The organism is Pseudomonas sp. M1 (assembly GCF_022760135.1).
GTDB lineage: Bacteria > Pseudomonadota > Gammaproteobacteria > Pseudomonadales > Pseudomonadaceae > Pseudomonas > Pseudomonas citronellolis.
In genome coordinates this window covers 2,699,997-2,720,437 of sequence record NZ_CP094343.1, presented here as the reverse complement: position 1 = coordinate 2,720,437, position 20,441 = coordinate 2,699,997, and the positions used below count along the sequence as shown (strand labels likewise).

Below are 20,441 nucleotides of genomic sequence, written 5' to 3'. Positions count from 1 at the left end.
TTCAATTAACGCTTCCAAACAATAACAATGGAGCCGGCCCCGATGCCCATCCAACAACGCATTGCCTTTGCGTGCAGCCCCAGTGCCCTTCGCTCCCGCCTGCCGGTATCTGCCGGCAGCCACGTCGCCGCCGGAGGGTGCGCCGCATGATCCTGCGCAACCTGGCCGACATCGAACACCTGGAACGCACCCCGCTCGCCGCCCACGACCTGCCGCAGAACACCTACGCGGCCCTGCAGCGCAGCGCGCAACGCAGCCCGGAGGCCCCGGCGCTGAGCTTCTTCTTCGATGCCGAACATTACCAGCAGGCCTGGCACTGGAGCCATGCCGAACTGTTCGCCCGCATCACCCGCACGGCCAACGCCCTGCACGCGCTGGGCGTCGGCCCGGACGACGTGGTGGCGCTGGTGCTGCCGAACCTGCCGGAAACCCATTTCTGCACCTGGGGCGGCGAGGCGGCGGGCATCGTCATGCCGATCAACCCGCTGCTGGATGGCGCGCAGATGGCCGACCTGCTGCGCGCGGCCAACGCCAAGGTGCTGGTGACCCTGGAACCGACGCCGGGGCAGGACACCTGGGAGCGCCTCGCCCCGCACCTCGACCAGTTGCCGGCGCTGCGCGAAGTGGTCTGGGTGAGCACCGCGCCCTACCTGGACGCCGAGCGCGCCCAGGCCTTGCGCGAGCATGTCGAGCGGCAACGCCAGGGCCGCAACGTCCACGACCTGCATGGCCTGCTGGCGGAACAGCCGGCCGACCGCCTGGCCAGCGGCCGCGTCATCCAGGCCACGGACCCGTCCTCGTACTTCTGTACCGGCGGCACCACCGGCCTGCCGAAGATCGCCGTGCGCACCCACGGCGCCGAGGTCTTCGACGCCTGGGCGCTGGGCGCCGTGCTGGCCGGCGACCCAGCCAACGAGCGCTACTTCTGCGGCCTGCCGCTGTTCCACGTGAATGCCCAGCTGGTGACCGGGCTGCGCCCCTGGCTGCAGGGCGGCCACGTCATCCTCGGCACGCCCCAGGGCTACCGCAGCGCCGGGTTGCTCGCGCGCTTCTGGCGGATCGTCGAGCACTACCGGATCACCTTCTTCTCCGGCGTGCCCACCGTCTACGCCACGTTGCTGCAGCAGCCGGTGGGCGATGCCGACATCTCCAGCCTGGACTACGCGCTGTGCGGCGCCGCGCCCATGCCGGTGGAGCTGTTCCGCGAGTTCGAGCGCGTCAGCGGCGTGCGCATCCTCGAAGGCTACGGGCTGACCGAGGGCACCTGCGTATCGTCCTGCAACCTGCCCGACGGCGAGCGGCGCATCGGCTCCATCGGCCTGCGCCTGCCCTACCAGCCGATGCGCGCGGTGGTCCTCGACGACGACGGCCGCTACCTGCGCGACGCCGAGGTGGATGAAGTGGGCGCCATCGTCCTGCGCGGGCCCAACCTGTTCGCCGGCTACCTGGACGAGGCGCACAACCGTGGCGTGTGGCTGGACATCGACGGCCAGCGCTGGCTGAACAGCGGCGACCTCGGGCGCCTGGATGCCGAGGGCTACTTCTGGCTCACCGGGCGCAAGAAGGAACTGATCATCCGCGGCGGCCACAACATCGATCCCAAGCAGATCGAGGAGGCCCTGCAGGGGCACCCGGCGGTGGCCCTGGCGGCCGCGGTGGGCAGCCCGGACGCCTACGCCGGCGAGGTGCCGGTGGCCTACGTGCAGCTGGTGCAGGGCGCCCGGGCCGACAGCGAGGAACTGCTGGCCTTCGCCGCCCGCCACGTCAGCGAGCGCGCCGCGGTGCCCAAGCGCATCGAGATTCTCGCCAGCCTGCCGGTGACGCCGGTGGGCAAGCTGTTCAAGCCCGCCCTGCAACGCCGCGAGATCGAGCGCGTGGTGCGCCAGGAGGCCGCCCAGGCCGGCTACGCGGTGGAAGTGGAAGTCGTCCAGGACGGCCGCCGCGGCACCCTCGCCCGGCTCCAGGGCCCGGACCGCCACGACCTGGCTGCGGCGCTGGGGCGCTACGCCTTCCAGGTCGAATGCCTGCCATGAACGACCGCGCCCTGCCCGCGCATTGACGAATTTTCGCCAACCGCCCCGGCGGGAAAAGCCGGGGATTTGCTGTAAGTCGCAAGCAAGGCGCCACCGAAGTTTGACCGCAACCGACCGAGCGAGGGCCCAGACCACGGAAAAACACCATAGGAATCAATAGGAAGCCCTCACCGGCACTGGCCGGGCAAGGCGCCGCGCACCGCGCCTGGCACAGCCATTGCCCTGGATGAGCCCAGTGCCTGCCGCTTCCGGATTTTCTCGAGCAAGGGAACCTTTCACGTCGCCGCCGCGAAGAACGCCGCGTTCCTCGCAGGGGACCTGTCTGCCCCGAAAAAAGTGCACTGCATGCCACACAACAACAAAAAGGTATGAGTCATGAACCACAAACCCATGTTCCGGTACCGCGCCTGCGTGCCCCTGGCGCTCGGCCTGGCCGGCAGTCTGGCCGTGCCGGCCTACGGCGTGACCTTCAACGCCGGCGAGATCGAAGGCCAGTTCGACAGCACCTTCAGCCTGGGCGCCAGCTGGGCCCTGCGTGACGCCGATTCCAAGCTGGTCGGCGAGAACAACGGCGGCAAGGGCCTCGCCACCGGTACCGACGACGGCCGCCTGAACTTCAAGAAGGGCGAGACCTTCTCGAAGATCTTCAAGGGCCTGCACGAACTGGAACTGAAATACGGCGACAGCGGCGTGTTCGTCCGCGGCAAGTACTGGTACGACTTCGAGCTCAAGGACGAGCACCGCCTCGTCCAGGACATCGACGACCACGGCCGCGAGGAAGGCGCCAAGTCCTCCGGCGGGCAGTTGCTCGATGCCTTCCTCTACCACAACTACAGCATCGCCGACCTGCCCGGCACCGTGCGCCTGGGCCGGCAGGTGGTCAGCTGGGGCGAAAGCACCTTCATCCAGGGCGGCATCAACAGCATCAACCCGGTGGACGTCTCGGCGTTCCGCCGCCCCGGCGCCGAGATCAAGGAAGGCCTGATCCCGGTGAACATGTTCTACCTGTCCCAGGCCATCACCGACGACCTGTCCGCCGAGGGCTTCTACCAGCTCGGCTGGCAGCAGACGGTGATCGACAACTGCGGCACCTTCTTCTCGCAGAACGACTTCGTCCCCGACGGCTGCAACGGCGTGCCGGTGGGCCCGAACCTGACCGGCAACCCGGCGGCCATGGCGGCGCTGACGCCCTTCGGCATCAACCTCAGCCGCCAGGGCATCGTGGTGCCGCGCCTGGGCGACGACGATGCGCGCGACAGCGGCCAGTTCGGCGTGGCGCTGCGCTGGATGGTGCCGAGCCTGGACACCGAGTTCGGCGCCTACTTCATCAACTACCACAGCCGCCAGCCCTACGTTAACTCCTACTCCAGCCCCAACGCCGACAACCTGAACTTCGTCCCGCAGCTGTGCGGCAACCTCGGCATCGGCGACCCCGGCGCCTGCGCCGGCGCCCTGGGACCTGCGCTGAACGACCTGGCGGTGGCCTACCGCCTGGGCACCTCCAGGTACCAGGTCACCTACCCCGAGGACATCCGCCTCTACGGCCTGAGCTTCGCCACCACCCTGCCCACCGGCACGGCGCTGTCCGGCGAGATCAGCTACCGGCCGAACATGCCGCTGCAGCTCAACGCGGTGGACCAGGTGTCGGCCTCCAGCGGCATCTCCGCCCTCTCCCCGCTGCTGTCCTCGGGCGCCTATCCGGTGGCCGACGACGCACTGATCCAGGGCTACCAGCGCAAGCCGGTGACCCAGGCGCAAGTCACCGCCGTGCAGTTCTTCGACCAGGTGATGGGCGCCGACCGGGTGACGCTGATCGGCGAGGTCGGCGCGGTCCACGTCGGCAACCTCGAAGGCAAGGGCGGCCTGCGCTATGGCCGCGACCCGGTGTTCGGCCAGGGTGCGCTGTACCCCGACAACAGCCTGTGCCAGGCCTCCAACAGCCCGGCGACCGCGCGCAATTGCAACGACCACGGCTTCACCACCGACTTCTCCTGGGGCTACCGCATGCGCGCCATCTGGGAGTACAGCAACCTGATCCCCTCGGTGACGCTCAAGCCCAACATCGCCTGGTCCCACGACGTCGAAGGCTACGCGCCGGAGCCGGGCTTCAACGAAGGCAGCAAGGCCGTCAGCCTCGGCATCGACGCCGACTACCGCAACACCTACAGCGCCAGCCTGTCGGTCACCGACTTCTTCGATGGCCGCTACAACACCAACGTCGATCGCGACTTCGTCGCCTTCAGCGTCGGCATGTCCTTCTGAGCCGGAGTCCCCTCATGAACCACCTGATCAAAGGCACCACCCTCGGCCTCTCACTGCTGGCCGGCAGCGCCCTCGCCGCCGTCTCCCCGGAACAGGCCGCGGAGCTGGGCAAGCGCCTCACCCCGCTGGGCGCCGAGCGCGCCGGCAACGCCGACGGCAGCATTCCCGAATGGACCGGCGGGCTGCCCAGCAACGCCGGCAGCAAGGACGGCGCGGGCTTCCTGAGCAACCCCTACGCGGCGGAGAAACCGCTGTTCGTCATCGACGCGAAGAACGTCGACAAGTACAAGGACAAGCTCAGCCCCGGCCAACTGGCGATGTTCAAGCGCTACCCGGACAGCTACCGCATGCCGGTGTACCCGAGCCACCGCAGCGTCTCGCTGCCCGACGCCATCTACAACGACGCCAAGGCCAACGCCCTGCACGCGAAGATGGTCAAGGACGGCAACGGCCTGGCCGACTTCCTCACCGCCTACCCCTTCCCCATCCCGCAGAACGCCCAGGAAGTGATGTGGAACCACACCACCCGCTACCGCGGCGGCAGCGTCAAGCGCCTGAGCGTGCAGGCCACCCCGGACAAGGACGGCGGCTTCACTCCGGTGTTCTTCCAGCTGCAGTTCACCTACCGCGACCGGCTCAAGGAGTTCGACCCGGGCAACCCCGGCAACGTGCTCTTCTACTACAAGGAAGCGGTGACCGCGCCGGCGCGCCTGGCCGGTGACGTGCTGCTGGTGCACGAGACCATCGACCAGGTCGCCGAGCCGCGCCAGGCGTGGATCTACAACGCCGGCCAGCGCCGCGTGCGACGCGCCCCGCAGGTGGCCTACGACGGCCCCTACCCGGCCTCCGAGGGCCAGCGCGTGGGCGACAACTTCGACTTGTACAACGGCGCCCAGGACCGCTACACCTGGAAGCTGCTGGGCAAGCGCGAGATGTACATCCCCTACAACGCCTTCGCCCTGGACGCGCCCGGCAAGCAGTACACCGACGTGATCAAGGCCGGCCACCTCAACCCCGACCTGACCCGCTACGAGCTGCATCGCGTGTGGGTGGTGGAGGCCAACCTCAAGCCCGGCGCCCGGCACATCTACGCCAAGCGCGTGTACTTCGTCGACGAGGACTCCTGGCAGATCGCCCTGGCCGACCACTACGACGGCCGCGGCAACCTGTGGCGCGTCGCCGAGGGCCACATGGAACCCTTCTACGACGTGAAGGTGCCGTGGCTGGCGGTGGAAACCCTGTACGACCTGCAGAACGGCCGCTACATCGCCTCGGGCATGCGCAACCAGGAACGCAACGCCATCGAGTTCGGCGTGAAGGCGGTGGCCGCCGACTTCACCCCGACCGCGCTGAGGAATGCCGGCGTGCGCTGAGCACGCCGCCCCGGGCATGGGCGGGCCCCGGCCTGCCCCTGCAACTCCTGACGCAACGCCTTGCAGCCACCCAGGTGGCTGCTTTTTTTCCGCCGCCGGCACGGGCGCCGCAGCGGCGCGCAGACATCCCCGGGAAGGCATCGAGGACTTCGTGCACCGCGGCAGAGGTTGCTTTTCGTAGGAGCGAGCAAGCTCGCAAACGAGGCTTCCGGGGGCTTCGGCGCCAGGACCAAGAACACCCTCTCCCCAGCCCTCGGCTGCGCGCCCCGCCCTGAAGGGAGAGGGGGCTAGTCCGTGCCGAGAGAAGGAATGGTTCCAGCCGGAAACCACCGCGCTTGCCGGCTAACTCGGGAAAGCCAGTCCACTCCGAACGGTCCCCTCTCCCTTCAGGGCGGGGCGCGCAGCCGAGGGTTAGGGAGAGGGAGCGGAGTTAATCCAAAACACCGAAGCCACCGGCGAGCCCCGTTCGCGAGCAAGCTCCTACGAAAAGCCACACCAGCCACCCACCACACGCCCTCCAATCCTCACCTTCATCTCGTCGATTTTATTTTTTGAATATCCTTCAAATTTGATGCTAGTATCAAACCACCCTCCCCTCCCAGCTCAGCCGGGGGAGGCGCAGAAGAGCCTTGATAACAATCGACAAGACAAAGGTATTTCCATGAGCACCATCGCCTATGCCGCAACACCCGCCAGAACCGAGCGCAGCGCCGACGACCTGCGTGCCTACGCCGCCTCGCTGACCCCCACCCTCAAAGCCCGCGCCAAAGAAACCGCCGCCCTCGGCCGGCTGCCCGCCGAGACCATCGCCGACCTCGAGGCCGGCGGCCTGCTGAGCATGACCACGCCGCGCAAGTACGGCGGCCCCTCGGTGTCGGTGCGCACCTTCCTGGAAGTCGTCGCCGAGCTGGGCAAGGCCGATGCCTCGGTGGCCTGGGTCACCGCCCTGACCAACGTCAGCACCTGGAGCGCCGCGACCTTCTTCGGCGAGCAAGCCGCCGAGGAGCTGTTCGGCGAGGGGCCCAAGGCCCGCGTGGTCGGCGTGCTCTCGCCGCGCAAGGCGGTGGTGAAGAAGGTCGAGGGCGGCTACCTGATCGAGGAAGGCCTGTGGGGCTTCAACTCCGGCATCTACCACGCCAACTGGGACCTGCTGGGCATCCCCATCGTCGACGCCGCCGGCAACGTGATCGACCAGGGCGTGTCGCTGGTCCCCACCTCGCAGGTGAAGATCCTCGACGACTGGAACGTGATCGGCATTTCCGGCAGCGGCAGCTCCAGCGTCTCGGTGAGCAACGTCTTCGTGCCGGATGCGCGGGTCACCTCGGTGAGCAAGGCCATCGTCGGCGACTACGAGTCGACGCATCTGGCGGACGAGCCGCTGTACAGCGTCGCCTGCATGCCGATGCTGGCGATCATCCTCGCCTTCCCCGCCCTGGGCCTGGGCGTCGCCGCCCTGGAAACCTTCCTCGAAGGCCTGCCGCGCCGCGGCATCCAGTACAGCTGGTACACCAAGCAGGCCGAGGCGCCGGTCACCCACCTGATGCTCGGCGAGGCCTCGGCCAAGCTGGAGGGCGCGCGCGCCATCCTGGAGAAGCACGCCGACGCGCTGGACGCCTGCGCCCGCGACGGCCGCTACATGGAGTTCCTCGACCGCGCCCGGGTGCGCCGCGACGTCGGCTTCGCCGAGAAGCTGCTGTGGGAAGCCGTGGACATGCTGGCCACCGCCTCCGGCGGCTCCCTGGCCACGGTGGGCAACCCCTTCAACCGCCTCTGGCAGGACGCGCGCATCGCCTCGCTGCACGGCATCGTCACCCCGGCCACCAACTTCGAGACCTACGGCCGCATCCTCTGCGGCATGGAACCGGGCACGCCCTTCATCTGAACCCGTGGCCAGCCAGGAGAAGCCCATGGACATGCAGACAGCGGCACTCGATGCCAAGCGCTTTCGCCGGGTGATGGGCAAGTTCGCCACCGGCGTCACCGTCATCACCTACCAGCACGAGGGGCAGCCGGCGGGCATGACCGCCAACGCCTTCATGTCGCTCTCGGTGGACCCGCCGATGGTGCTGGTGTCGATCCGCAAGGAGTCGCGCTTCGCCGGCAGCGTGAAGCCCGGCGACGGCTTCGGCATCGCCTTCCTGCGCGAGGAGCACGAGGCGCTGAGCCGGCACTTCGGCGGCCGCCCGGATGCGGCTTGCCAGGTCGCCTTCGGCGAGCACCGCGGCACCCCGCTGCTGCAGGGCGCGCTGGTACAGCTGGCGGTGCGCGCCAACGCGGTGTACCCCGGCGGCGATCACCTGATCTACACGGCCGACGTCGAGGCCATCGAGGAGTCCGATGGCCGCCCGCTGCTGTTCTTCTCCGGCGCCTACAAGCAGCTGCATGCCCTGGACCCCAGCCACTGCTGGCACGACTTCGGCTGAGCCGCCTTTCCTTCACGAACGACAACAAGAGTGCACAAACATGATCAGCGTGCGCGACATCGCTTACGTCCGCTACCAGGTCCCGGACCTGGACGCCCAGGCCGCGTTCCTCGAGGACTTCGGCATGCGGCAACAACGCAGGACCGACACCGCCCTGTACATGGGCTCCTACGCCGGCGGCTATCCGCTGCACATCTCCCAGCTGGGCCCGCGCCAGGCCCTGGGCATCGGCCTCATCGCCCAGGAGCTGGCCGACCTGCAGCGCATCGCCGCCGAGTTCGGCACCCAGGTGCGTGACAACGACGAACTGGGCGCCGGCTCCATCGTCACCCTCGCCGACCCCGACGGCTTCCGCGTCGACCTGCTGCACGGCGGCGAAGTGGTCCAGGCCGCCCCCACCCGCGCCGCGCTGCGCCTGAACAACGCCCAGCAGCGCCCGCGCCTGGGCCAGGCCGCGCGGGTGCCGGCCGGCCCCTCGCACGTCATGCGCCTGGGCCACGTGGTGCTCAAGACCGTCGACTTCCCGGCCATGATGGACTTCTACCAGAAGGTGCTGGGCCTGCGGATTTCCGACAGCTACTACGCGCAGGCGCCGGAAAACATGGTCGCCGCCTTCCTGCATTGCGGCCTGGGCGAGCACTACACCGACCACCACACCGTGGCGCTGATCAACATCGGCAGCCAGGAGCGCGATTTCGACCACAGCGCCTTCGAGGTGCTGGACTGGGACGACCTGGTGCGCGGCAACCAGCACCTGGCGGCCCGCGAGCGCCAGCACGCCTGGGGCATCGGCCGGCACATCCAGGGCAGCCAGGTGTTCGACTACTGGCGCGACCCCTTCGGCAACAAGATCGAGCACTGGACCGACGGCGACCTGGTCAACGACGCCACGCCCACCACCCACGAGCCGCTCACGCCGGACGCCTTCGCGCAATGGGCGCCGCCGCTGTCGCCGGACTTCCTGAACTGAGCCGTCCCCACCCCAGCCCCGCCCCGGCCACCGCCCGGGGCGGCAACGCACAAGAGGAAACCCCATGAAACTCGCACGCTACAGCCACAACGGCCGCACCTCCCTGGGCAAGGTCGAGGGCCAATACCTGATCGACCTGTCCGAAGTGCTGCCCGCCGGCGCCCGCGACGTCGCCGACATCCTCGCCTCGCCCGCGGCCCTGGAAGCCGCGCGCACCCTGCGGGGCCACGCCGGCAACCGCCTGGCGCTGGAAGAGGTGCGCCTGGGCGCGCCCATCCTGCGGCCGTCCAAGTTCATGGCCCTGGGCATGAACTACAAGGACCACGAAGCCGAAGCGCGCCGCGCCGGCGTACCCATCCCCACCTCCCAGGTGTGGTTCAGCAAGCAGGTGTCCTGCATCACCGGCCCGTTCGACGACGTGCACTACCCCGCCGTGTGCGAGCGCATGGACTACGAGGCCGAGCTGGGCGTGGTGATCGGCAAGCCGGGGCGCTACATCGATGAGGAACAGGCCCTGGAACACGTCGCCGGCTACTTCGTCGCCAACGACGTCAGCGCCCGCGACTGGCAAGCCAAGAGCCCGACCTGGACGCTCGGCAAGTCCTTCGACACCCACGGCCCGATCGGCCCGTGGATCGTCACCGCCGACGAGATCGCCGACCCGCAGGCGCTGAACATCCGCCTGCAGGTCAACGGCGAGACGCGCCAGGAATCCTCCACCGCGAAGATGACCTACAGCGTCGCCAAGCAGATCGCCTACCTCAGCCAGGTCATGACCCTGCAGCCCGGCGACATCCTGATCACCGGCACCCCGGCCGGCATCGGCCTGGCCATGGACCCGCCGCGCTTCCTCGCCGTCGGCGACGTGATGCGCGTGGAGATCGACGGCATCGGCCACATCGAGAACCGCGTCATCGCCGAACCGCGCTGACCGCGCCCACCCCGCGCAGCCACAAGCCGCGCGGGGTTCCCCTCATCCAGCCTCAGGCGCTGGAACCCGCCGCCAACGGCCGGTGCGCCACCCGCCCGGCCGCTTCCCCGGCAACGCCCAGGCCGAGCAGGAAGAACTCCACCGCGCCTTCGATGGCGCTGGCCTGCCGCTCGCCTTCGAGAATCTGCCGCAACAGGTAGAGGCAGCCGCCGATGATGCAGTCGGCCGCGGCCTGCGCGTCGGCAATGGCGAACGATCCCTGCTGCGCGCCGCTGCGCAGGTCCCGCAGCAGCCGGCTGCCGAGGGTGGCGCCGAGGTCGTTGATGCTGTGCGCCGAGTGGATGAAGAACCAGCCCCACACCGGGTCGTGCAGCGCATGGTGCAGCGTCCTGCGGATGTTGTGGCCGACCTGCTCGACGATGTCGCGGCTGTTCGCGGCCTCGGCGTCCAGCAGGTCCGCCAGGGCCAGGGCGTCCTCGATGAACACCGCGCGGGCGATCGCTTCCTTGCTGCTGAAGTAGTTGTAGAACGAGCCCAGCGACAGCTCGGCGCGCTCGGTGATCTCGCCGATGGCGGTGGCCTCGATGCCCTGCCGGCCCATGACCTCGCGCGCCGCGCGGATCAGCTTGGCGCGGGTGCGCGAGCGCGCCTTGGCGTTGCGCGTGGCCGCGCCGGCATCCGCTTGGGGCGCGGGCGCCCCGGGCTGGTTGTGTGGCTTTCTGCTCGACATGCGCCGTCCTTCGATCACGCCCTTGCGCTCCGCGGGGCGGAGCTTTGCGAAGGCGTACTCTACAGCAGTGGCCCGGCCGAGCGCTGGTCGGCCGCGGCGCTCGGCCGACCGGGCCTCAGCTGGCGCCCTGGGGCGTGGCCTCGCTTAGCGCGGCGCTCTGCCGGTGGGCATCGGCGGCGTAGGTGCGCGCCCCCATCAGCAGCGCCAGCATGCACAGCAGCAGCGACACCGGGATCAGCAGCATGGCGTCGTGCAGGCCCAGGGCGCGGAACTCCTCGCGCATCTGCCCGGTGCCGGCGGCGAGCATCGCCAGGTGCGAGAAGTGGTCGGAGAGCAGGCCCACCACGATCGGCCCCAGGCCGCCGCCGAGCAGGTAGAGGAAGATGAAGTACAGGGCCATCGCGGTGGCCCGCAGGCGCGGCTCGATGACGTCCTGGATCGCCGTGTAGACGCAGGTGAAGAAGGCGTAGGAGAACAGCCAGCCGACGCCGAACACGGCGATGAACAGGCCGGTATCGATGCGCCCGGCGAGCAAGGCGCCGCCGGTGGCCAGCGCGGCCACCAGCATGCTGAAGGCGGCGAACAGCAGGCGCCCGCTGCGGCTGCGCTGGTGCAGGTAGTCGGCGACCCAGCCGCCGGCGGTGAGGCCGATCAGTCCGGTCAGGCCGACGATCAGCCCGGTCGCGATGCCCGCCTGCTCCAGCGGCAGCAGGAAGTAGCGCTGCAGCAGCGGCACCATGAACGAGTTGCAGGCGTAGCTGGCGAAGTTGAACGCCAGCCCGGCGAGGATCAGCCACCAGAAGGTACGGATCGCCAGCACCCGGCGCATGGGGCGCGCCACCGGCGTGCTGTCGGCGACCACGCCGTCGGCCGCGCCACGTGCCGGCTCGCGGATGCGCAGGGTGAAGAACGCCAGCAGCAGCCCCGGCACCGCGGCGATGAAGAAAGGCGCGCGCCAGCTGTCGAAGGCCTTGACGATGGCGCCGGTGGTGAAGAACGCCAGGATCAGCCCCAGCGGCAGGCCGAGCATGAAGATGCCCATGGCGCGGGCGCGCTTGTGGGCCGGGAACAGGTCGCCGATCAGCGAGCTGGCGGCCGGCCCGTAGCTGGCCTCGCCGACACCGATGCCCATGCGGATGAGCAGGAAGCTGGTGTAGTTCCAGGCCAGCCCGTTGAGCGCGGTCAGCCCGCTCCAGGTGGCCAGGCCCCAGCCCATGATGCGGCTGCGCGAGCCGCGGTCGGCCATGCGCCCCAGGGGCAGGCCGGCGATGGCGTAGACCAGGGTGAACACGGTGCCGGCCAGGCCCAGCTGGAAGTCGCTGAGGTTCCACTCGTGGCGGATCGGCTCGACCAGGATCGCCGGGATGGTGCGGTCGAAGAAATTGAACAGGTTGGCGAGGAAAAGCAGGAAGAGGATGCGCCAGGCATTGTCCGCCTGCTGGCTGTGCTGCTGCATGGTGTTTCCCTTGTTCTTGTTGTCATGGACACCGGCACGCCGGGCTTCAGCGCGGCAAGGCCGCGGAGCCCGCCGCCGGGTGGCCGAGTTGCCGGGACAGTTCGGCGGCGGCCGCGAGCAGGCGCCGGGGAACCTCGCCCTCCCAGTCTGCACCCAGGCGTGCCGGGCTGCCTGCCAAGGTCAACGCCATGATCATGTCACCATTCGTGTCGCGAATGGGTGCGCTGAAAGTATTCACCGCGGTTTTGTGCAAACGCGCCGGCGCCGGCCCCAGCTCGCGGGCCAGGCCGCGCCGGCGCACCTCGTCGAGGGCCGCGCGGAACTGCTCGCGGCGTGCATCGAGGTCCTGCCCGGGCTCGGCGAACTGGCGCAGTTCCTCCTCGATGAAGGGCGTGGTCCAGGCCTCCGGCAGGAAGGCGGCGAAGGCCTGGCCGGTGGCCGAGCGGGTGACCGGCATGACCAGGCCGCTGACCAGGTGCTCGCTGACCGGCTGGCGCGACGCCTCCCAGTGCAGCGCCACCGGCCCGCGGTTGCCCCAGGCCGCCAGGCACAGGCTGTGCTCGCCCAGGCTCGCGGCCAGCTCCGGCAGCGCCGCGACGACGTTGCGCAGGGCCTGCGGCGGCAAGGCCGGGGCCTGTTCGAACTGCAGGTAGGAAGCCTCCAGGTCCCAGGAATGCGCGAGCATGTAGCGGCCGCCGGCGAAGGCCAGCGGCCGGCGGTTGGCGTGGCCGATGCGCAGCACCCGGCCGATGTAGATCAGGTGGTCGCCGCTGGGATAGGCGGCCACCTGCTCGCATTCCAGGTGCGCCGCCGCGCCGGCCAGCACCGGCGCGCCGCCGTGGCCGTCGTGGTGCTCGACGCCGTTGAACTTATCCTCGCGGGACTTGGCGAAGTGCCCGGAAAGCGCCACCTGGTCGTGGGCCAGGATGTTCACCGCGAAATGCCGGCTGTCGCGGAAGGCCTCGAAGCTGCGCGAGGTCAGCGCCTGGCTCCAGAGCACCAGCGGCGGGTCGAGGGACACCGAGCTGAAGGAGTTGGCGGTGACGCCGTGGGCCACGCCCCGGGCGTCGCGGGTGGTGACCACGGTGACGCCGGTGACGAAGGTTCCGAGGACGTCGCGCAGTTGCCGCTGGTCGAAGGGAGCGACGGAGAGAGTCATGTCGTCATACCTGCAAGGGGCCGCGCCGGGCGGCCGCGAGATCGAAGAGGAAAGCCGCGGCTCAGCGCGGAACCGTGAGGCCGACGGCGACGTGGTCCCAGGTGTCGGCGGTCAGCCCGGCTTCGCGCAGGGGGACCTTGAGCACCTTGCCGGTGGGCGTGCGCGGCAGCACCTGCACCACGCGGTAGTAGCGCGGCACCATGAAGCGCGGCAGTTGCCGCACGCAGTGCTGGAACAGCGCGCTGAAGTCCAGCGCCTGCGGGGCATGGTGCTCCACCACCACCATCACCTCGTCCTCGCCCAGGTCCGAGCGCACGCCGATGGCCGCCGCATCCACCACCCCGGGGAAGGCCGCCAGGGCGCGCTCCAGCTCCATCGAGGAGATGTTCTCGCCGCGCCGGCGCAGCGAGTCGGACTTGCGGTCGTGGAAGTAGAAGAAGCCGTCCTCGTCCATTGAGCCCAGGTCGCCGGTGTGCCACCACAGGCCGGCCATCTTCTCCAGGGTCGCGGTCGGGTTGCGGTGGTAGTGGCTGAGCATGATGTGCGGCAGCCGCGGGCGGTAGACGATCTCGCCGACCTGGCCGGGCGCCAGGCGGTTGCCCTGCTCGTCGTGGATTTCCAGGATCGACGAGGCGGTCGGCTTGCCCAGCGAGCCGACCTTGCGGCCGTGGCGCGGGTTGTACAGGACGTTCTTGATCTCGGTCTGGCCGTAGCCTTCGAGCACGTGCACGCCGAAGCGCGCCTCGAAGCGGTAGAGCACCTCGGCCGGCGCGGGCGCGGCGAACACCAGCTGCACGTCGTGCTCGCGGTCGCGCGGCGACGGCGGCGTGGACAGCAGCATGTGCAGCATCGAGCCCAGGGCGTTGAACTGGGTGGCGCGGGACTCGCGCACCTCGTTCCACAGGTTGCTGACACTGAAGCGCGACGACAGGATGATGCAGGCGCCGGCGTAGATGGCCGCGGCGCAGGTGGTCACCTGGGCCATGCCGTGGAACAGCGGCATGCAGGTGTACAGCCGGTCGCGCGGGGTGAGGCCGAAGGCCTGGGCGGTCTCCCGCGCCATGATCACGCCCTGCAGGTGCGGCGCGACCACGCCCTTGCTCTTGCCGGTGGTGCCGGAGGTGAAGCTGATGGCGCCGATGTCGTGGTATTCCACGCGGGGGAACTGCGGCGCGTCGCTGGCGCCGGCGAGCAGCTCGGCCCAGGACAGCACCCGCAGCCCCGGCGCGTCGATGCCTGGCGCTTCGTCGCCGAGGTAGACCAGGGTGCGCAACGTCGGCGGCAGTTCGTCGAGCTGGGCCACGGCCTGGGCCAGGCGCGAGTCGGTAATGAGTATCTGCACCCCGGAATGCTCCAGGGCGTAGTGCAGGAATTCGCCCTTGTAGGCGTTGTTGATCGACACGTTGACCAGCCCGGCGCGGGACGAGCCGAGGGTGGTGAACAGGTATTCCGGACGGTTGCCGAGGAACACGCCCAGCACGTCGCCCTTGCCCAGGCCCTGCGCCATCAGCGCCGAGCCGAGCCGGTCGGCCTCGCGGTTCAGCTCGGCATAGCTGTACTCGCGGCCCTCGAACAGCAGCGCCGGGTTGTCCGGCGCCTGCCGGGCGCGCCGGGCCAGCAGGCCGGTCAGGGTGCCGCCGCCAAGGTCCTCTAAGTCATGCACGTTCATGGATTCGCCTCTTGTTGTTATGGTGGCCCGGCATACCGGGCGCATGTTTCGTGGGCTACCGGCCGGCGGCGCTCTGTGGCGCCTGGCGGCCGGGCACGCAGGCCCTGTGTTCTATCGCCTGGCCCAGTCGAAGGTACCCTGGGCCTTGCGGAAGGCTTCCAGCTCGGCCTGGTCCAGCGGTACTTTGCCGACGCGCCGGGTGAAACCCTTCTCGCCTGCGCCGAGGATAGCGTCCAGCCAGTTCGCCGTGTCGATCAGCGCGCCCAGGTCCAGCCCGGTGTCCACGCCCATCAGCTCCAGCAATTGCACCGCGTCCTCGGTGCAGACGCCACCCACCGAGGCCCCCGGCGCCGCCGGATGGCCGCCGGAGCCGGCCAGGGCGGTGTCGATGTTGGCCACGCCCAGGCGCGCCAGCTCGGCGACGTTGGCCACGCCCATGCCGCGGCTGTCGTGGACCTGCACGTTGAGCCGGTCGATGCCGGTGAGCCCGGCGGCGAACTCGACCATGGCGCGCACCTGCGGCGGCGCCGCGTAGCCGCAGGAGTCGGCCAGGATCCAGTGCTCGACGCCCATGGCCAGCAGGCGCTCGGCCAGCGGCCGCACGCTGGCCGGGCCGCGCGGCAGGCCGATGGGCCCGCCGAAGGCGGCGATGATATAGGTGCCCAGGCCGGTGCCGGTGCCCTCGGCCAGCTCGCGCATCTTCTCAAGCTCAAGCAGGGAATCGTCGATGGAGCGGCCGATGTTGGCGCGGGCGAAGGCTTCGTCGGCGGCCAGCAGGAACCAGGCGACGTGGGCGCCGGCGTCGATGGCGCGCTTGAGCCCGGTGAGGTTGCCCACGCAGCACTCCAGCGACAGCCCCTCGCGGCGCTGCACGCCGGCGAACACCTGCTCGGCGTCGGCCAGCCCGGGCACCAGCTTCGGGTGGACGAAGGACGACACCTCGATGGCGCGCATCCCGGCCGCGCTCAGGCGGTCGACCAGCTCGATCTTCTGCGCGGTGCTCGCCGGCCGTGCCTGGAAGGCCAGGCGCGGCGAGATGTCGCGAAGGCGCACCGGCTTCATTGCAGCTCCTGCTTGACGCGCACCAGGAAGTCCTTCAGCGACGGTTCCCACAGGCCATCGGCGCCGCCGGTGAAGAGGAAGGCGCCGATGCCCAGGGCGTGGTACTGCTTGAGGGTGGCCATGACGCGGTCCGGGGTGCCGACCAGCGCCGCCGAGTTGGCGAAGCCGCCGAGCAGCTTGACCAGCCCGCTCCAGAAGCAGTCGTCGTGGACGTCGGCGTTGGTCAGCGACAATTGGCGCTCGCGCCCCACCGAGGTGTCGCCGGCGCTGGAGCGGGCGAAGCGGTTGCTGCCCTGGGCGGCGAGGATGGTGTCCTCGGCGGCGTGGGCGGCGGCCCAGGCGGCCTCGTCGGTGTCGCCCAGGAACAGCCGCAGGCTCAGCGAGAATTCCGGCTTGCGCCCATGCTTCTCGGCGGCGGCGAGCACCCGCTCGATACGCTCGCGGGTGCCGGCCAGGGGCTCGCCCCAGAGCATGTAGGTGTCGGCATGGCGGGCGCCGAATTCGATGGCCGCGTCGCTGTCGCCGCCCATGAACACCGGCACGTGGTTCTTCAGCGGACGCAGCAGCTGGCGCACCGCCTCGGCGCGGTAGAACTCGCCCTGGTAGTCGAAGGACTTCGGCTCGCTCCAGCAGCGCTTCATCACTTCCACGTACTCGCCGGCGCGCTCGTAGCGGGTGGCCTTGTCGGCGTAGTCGCCCTCGCGGTGCACGTCCTTGTCCGAGGAGCCGGTGACGAAGTTGATCGCCAGGCGCGCGCCGGACATCACGTCCATGGTGGCGAAGCAGCGCGCCGCGGCGGCCGGGTGCATGACCCCCGGGCGGTGGGCGACGATCAGCTTGACGCGGCTGCTTTCGGCGAACAGCAGCGGCGAAGTCACCAGGTTGTGCGGCCACAGGGACGAATAGCCGCAGAGTACGTAGTCGATGACCTCCGCCGCCTCCCATTTGCGCGCCTGGCGCGCCAGTGCCTCGGGGCTGGGGACGTTGTTCTCGAAGGGACTGTCCACGGTGAATATCTTGACCATCTGCTGCCGTTCCTCGTTGTTGTTATGGGGCATCGCCGCCACGGGGAGCGGCGATGAGCTTGAGGCGACTATAGGGCGCGGCCGCGGGGCTCCATAGGACAGGCCACGACGGACAGGGGACCGAAGACGACAGACTGGAAGGTTCTCGATGCAGGGTATGGCAGGCAAATGAAAACGCCGTTTCCCAGGGGTGGGAAACGGCGTTTGCGTGCGGGCTTTTCGTAGGATGGGTTGAGCCTTGGCGAAACCCATGCGGTCGTGGCGATGGGTATCGCTGCGCTCAACCCATCCTACGTTGGTGTATTCCTGCAGTTGTAGGAGCGAGCTTGCTCGCGAATGGTGTTCACCGGTAGCTACAGTGTGTTGGCTGGACTCCGCCCCTCTCCCCAACCCTCTCCCTGAAGGGAGAGGGGGCTGTCCTGAGCGGATTTGAGGTTTGGTGTCATCCTGGAATATCGGAGCAACAAAAGCAGTCACAGGATGACTCCGAGCTTGCAAACAACACCGAACGGCTCCCTCTCCCTTCAGGGAGAGGGGGCTGTCCTGAGCGGATTTGAGGTTTGGTGTCATCCTGGAGTATCGGAGCAACAAAAGCAGTCACAGGATGACTCCGAGCTTGCAAACAACACCGAACGGCTCCCTCTCCCTTCAGGGAGAGGGGGCTGTCCTGAGCGGATTTGAGGTTTGGTGTCATCCTGGAATATCGGAGCAACAAAAGCAGTCACAGGATGACTCCGAGCTTGCAAGCAACACCGAACGGCTCCCTCTCCCTTCAGGGAGAGGGGGCTGTCCTGAGCGGATTTGGGGCTTGGTGTCATCCTGGAACAACGGAGGTTTCAAGAGCGACAGGAGTATCAGGATAACTGCTGACTTCCCGCACACACCGAACGGCCCCCTCTCCCTTCAGGGAGAGGGCTGGGGAGAGGGTTGCGGACGTCAACACCGCTCCAGCGCCAAACCATACTCCCCTTCCCTCACCCTCCAGTCCCAGCGACCTTCACCAGAGCCTGATACACCACCTCCTCCACCTCGACACGCCCCTCCGCCAGCCGCCGCTCACGCTCCGCCGCCGACCGCTCGAACGGCACCCTCACCGGCCTACCCTCCTCCAGCGGACGAGTCGCACGCAGGCTTTCCAGATACTCGCCCACGCGCTGGCGGAAGGCCTCGCGCTCGCCGAACAGGCCGGGGTCCACCACCAGCAGGAAGAAGCCGCAGTCGCGCAGCCCCTCGGGGGCCGCCGCGGCGCCGCAGAGCATGCCCAGCAGTTGCACCACCAGCGCCAGACCCGAGCCCTTGTGGCCGCCCCAGACGCTGAAGGCGCCGGCCAGGGCTTCGGCCGGTTCGCGGGTCGGCAGGCCTTGCCCGTCGAAGGCCAGGCCCGGCGCCAGTTGCTCACCCAGGCGCAGCTTCAGCAGCACCTCGGCGAGCATCACGCTGGAGGTGCCGATATCCCAGATCATCGGCGCCGTCGGGGTGGGGAAGCCGAAGGCGATGGGGTTGGTGCCGAAGCGCTTTTCGGTGCCGCCGTGGGGCGCCACTATGTGCCCGCCGCTGCCGGCGATCATGCCGGCGAAGCCGGCGCCGGTGACCTGTTCCAGGTAGTAGGAGAACATCCCCGTGTACCAGGTCTGGCGGGCGCCGACCACGGCCACGCCACTGTCGCGGGCCTTGGCGATGGCCAGGTCGGTGGCGCGCTGGGCGACCAGGTAGCCGACCTGGTCGCCGCCGTCGATGGCCGCCGACACCGCGCTTTCCCGCTCGATACGGATCGGCCGCGGCGGCGTGGGGCTGGCGGCGATCCGCTCGATGATCGACAGCGCCCGCGGCAGGCCGCCATAGGACAGCCCGCGCAGTTCGCAGTCGATCAGGTGGTCGGCGATCACCCTCGCCTCTTCGGCGCTGTGGCCGCAACCGCGCATGCCGGCTTCGGCCAGTTCGCGGGCCTGCTGGATACTCAGAAACATATCGCCTCCCTTAGCGCACGCCGTCGTTGCGCAGTGCTGCGGTGCTGAAGTCACTGGAAGAAAGCTCGATCCCGTATTGCACAGGCGCCTTTTCCTCGTTGCCCAGGCCGATGGCGATGTAGCGCCCGGCGATCAGGTCATACAAGGCTTCCAGGGCGTACACCGGGATCTGCTTGTCGTACTGCTGGTACAACTGCGCCTCGCCCACCCGCCAGAGCTGGCCGCGGCCGTCGTAGAGCTCCGACTCGGCGATCTGCCAGCTGTCCTCGTCGAGGTAGAAGCGGCGCTTGGCGTAGATGTTGCGCTCGCCGCTCTTCAGGCTCGCTTCCACCACCCACACGCGGTGCAGCTCGTAGCGCGTCAGGTCCTGGTTGATGTGCCCGGGCTTGAGGATGTCGGCGTATTTCAGCTGCGGCGAGGCCAGCCGGTAGTTGTTGTAGGGAATGTAGATTTCCCGCTTGCCCAGCAGCTTCCACTCGTAGCGGTCCGGCGCGCCGTTGAACATGTCCAGGTTGTCCGAGGTGCGCAGGCCGTCGGCGGCGGTGCCGGGGCCGTCGTAGGCGATCTGCGGGGCGCGCCGCACGCGGCGCTGGCCGGCGTTGTAGACCCAGGCCAGGCGCGGCTCCTTGACCTGGTCGATGGTCTCGGCCACCAGCGACACGTTGCCGGCCAGGCGCGCCGGCGCGGTGACCTTCTGCTTGTAGTAGAAGAGCAGGTTGGCCGCCTTGTCCGCCGGCAGGTCGGGCAGGCCGTCGGGCATGGCGATCTCGTCCTCGAAGTTGACCAGGCTGTATTCGCCATTGGTCTGCGGCGCCGCCTGCACGATGGAGCGCCGCAAGGTGCCGCCGCGGTAGCGGGTGATGTGGTTCCAGATCACCTCCAGGCCGTTGTGCGGGATGGGGAAGGCGTAATAGCGGCTGTCGGTGAAGTCGGCCAGGCCGCTGCCGCCCTCCACCAGCCTGGTGCGCTGGGCGCTGACCTTGGCCAGGTCGTAGATCTTCTGCGGCAGCGCCGCGCTGCGGTGGCTGCTGTACACCGGGATGCGGTAGCTGTCCGGGTAGCGCTGGAACAGCGCCAACTGGCCCTCGGTGAGTTTGCCGCGGTACTGCTGCAGGTTCTGCGCGGTGATCACGAACAGCGGCTTCTCGCCGGCATAGGGGTCGCCGACGAAGCCGCCGGCGGCGATTGGCGCGGCATCGGTCGGCAGACCGCCGGTCCACGCCGGGATGCTGCCGTCGGCGTTGCCGGCCTTCTCCGCGCCCAGCGGGGTGAGGCTGCTACCGAGTTTGGCGGCCTCGTCGGGGGTGGCCGCGGCCAGCACGCTGGTGGCCAGCAGGGAAAGGGTCAGGGAAGCGAACCATCGGGTTGTTGCACGCATCTG

15 protein-coding genes are annotated in these 20,441 nt (G+C 69.0%); 7 read left to right on the top strand and 8 right to left on the bottom strand.

All coding sequences use genetic code 11. The features are described 5' to 3' along the window. The first annotated feature begins 146 nt into the window (after window positions 1-146). The 7 genes from PM1_RS12280 to PM1_RS12250 all read left to right on the top strand — a co-directional run bounded on the left by PM1_RS12280 (window position 147) and on the right by PM1_RS12250 (window position 9,992). The gene (locus PM1_RS12280) at window positions 147-2,033 is read left to right on the top strand and encodes an acyl-CoA synthetase (protein WP_009623006.1); all 1,887 of its coding nucleotides are present in this window, start codon (window positions 147-149) and stop codon (window positions 2,031-2,033) included. Between the two features lie 375 nt (window positions 2,034-2,408). Then, window positions 2,409-4,295 carry a DUF1302 domain-containing protein gene (locus PM1_RS12275; protein WP_009623009.1) on the top strand — a complete coding sequence of 629 codons (1,887 nt, stop codon included), beginning with the start codon at window positions 2,409-2,411 and terminating at the stop codon, window positions 4,293-4,295. A 14-nt stretch (window positions 4,296-4,309) separates the two neighbouring features. Then, window positions 4,310-5,668 (top strand): DUF1329 domain-containing protein, encoded by a 1,359-nt coding sequence (locus PM1_RS12270; RefSeq protein WP_009623011.1) that lies wholly within the window; start codon window positions 4,310-4,312, stop codon window positions 5,666-5,668. A gap of 661 nt (window positions 5,669-6,329) precedes the next feature. Further along, window positions 6,330-7,550, top strand: coding sequence for an acyl-CoA dehydrogenase family protein (locus tag PM1_RS12265; protein ID WP_009623013.1), 1,221 nt, complete (start codon window positions 6,330-6,332; stop codon window positions 7,548-7,550). A gap of 25 nt (window positions 7,551-7,575) precedes the next feature. Then, window positions 7,576-8,091 (top strand): flavin reductase family protein, encoded by a 516-nt coding sequence (locus PM1_RS12260; RefSeq protein ID WP_009623015.1) that lies wholly within the window; start codon window positions 7,576-7,578, stop codon window positions 8,089-8,091. A 40-nt stretch (window positions 8,092-8,131) separates the two neighbouring features. Continuing rightward, on the top strand, window positions 8,132-9,061 hold the full coding sequence (locus PM1_RS12255; RefSeq protein WP_009623017.1) for a VOC family protein: 930 nt from the start codon (window positions 8,132-8,134) through the stop codon (window positions 9,059-9,061). 64 nt (window positions 9,062-9,125) lie between these two features. Beyond that, the gene (locus PM1_RS12250; protein WP_009623019.1) at window positions 9,126-9,992 is read left to right on the top strand and encodes a fumarylacetoacetate hydrolase family protein; all 867 of its coding nucleotides are present in this window, start codon (window positions 9,126-9,128) and stop codon (window positions 9,990-9,992) included. Window positions 9,993-10,044: 52 nt separating this feature from the next. On the opposite strand, the gene PM1_RS12245 is transcribed toward PM1_RS12250, so the two are convergent. From PM1_RS12245 to PM1_RS12210, 8 genes are all read right to left on the bottom strand, one after another. Further along, entirely contained in the window at window positions 10,045-10,722 is a 678-nt protein-coding gene (locus PM1_RS12245) for a TetR/AcrR family transcriptional regulator (RefSeq protein WP_024128686.1), read from the bottom strand. Window positions 10,723-10,837: 115 nt separating this feature from the next. After that, window positions 10,838-12,178, bottom strand: a complete 1,341-nt coding sequence (locus PM1_RS12240) for a spinster family MFS transporter (RefSeq protein ID WP_009623022.1) — start codon at window positions 12,176-12,178, stop codon at window positions 10,838-10,840. 46 nt (window positions 12,179-12,224) lie between these two features. Beyond that, a complete protein-coding gene (locus PM1_RS12235) occupies window positions 12,225-13,337 on the bottom strand; it encodes a flavin reductase (protein ID WP_009623023.1) in 1,113 nt (370 codons plus the stop codon). 61 nt (window positions 13,338-13,398) lie between these two features. Next, complete coding sequence (locus PM1_RS12230; protein ID WP_009623024.1) at window positions 13,399-15,006, bottom strand: AMP-binding protein; 1,608 nt, start codon at window positions 15,004-15,006, stop codon at window positions 13,399-13,401. A gap of 111 nt (window positions 15,007-15,117) precedes the next feature. After that, complete coding sequence (locus PM1_RS12225) at window positions 15,118-16,068, bottom strand: pyruvate carboxyltransferase (protein WP_009623025.1); 951 nt, start codon at window positions 16,066-16,068, stop codon at window positions 15,118-15,120. Next, the gene (locus tag PM1_RS12220; protein ID WP_197674138.1) at window positions 16,065-17,126 is read right to left on the bottom strand and encodes an LLM class flavin-dependent oxidoreductase; all 1,062 of its coding nucleotides are present in this window, start codon (window positions 17,124-17,126) and stop codon (window positions 16,065-16,067) included. Before PM1_RS12220 ends, PM1_RS12225 begins: the two co-directional genes overlap by 4 nt. 941 nt (window positions 17,127-18,067) lie before the next feature. Beyond that, entirely contained in the window at window positions 18,068-19,060 is a 993-nt protein-coding gene (locus PM1_RS12215; protein ID WP_009623027.1) for an Ldh family oxidoreductase, read from the bottom strand. Window positions 19,061-19,070: 10 nt separating this feature from the next. Beyond that, window positions 19,071-20,438 (bottom strand): DUF1329 domain-containing protein, encoded by a 1,368-nt coding sequence (locus PM1_RS12210; RefSeq protein WP_009623028.1) that lies wholly within the window; start codon window positions 20,436-20,438, stop codon window positions 19,071-19,073. Between the last annotated feature and the right edge of the window lie 3 nt (window positions 20,439-20,441).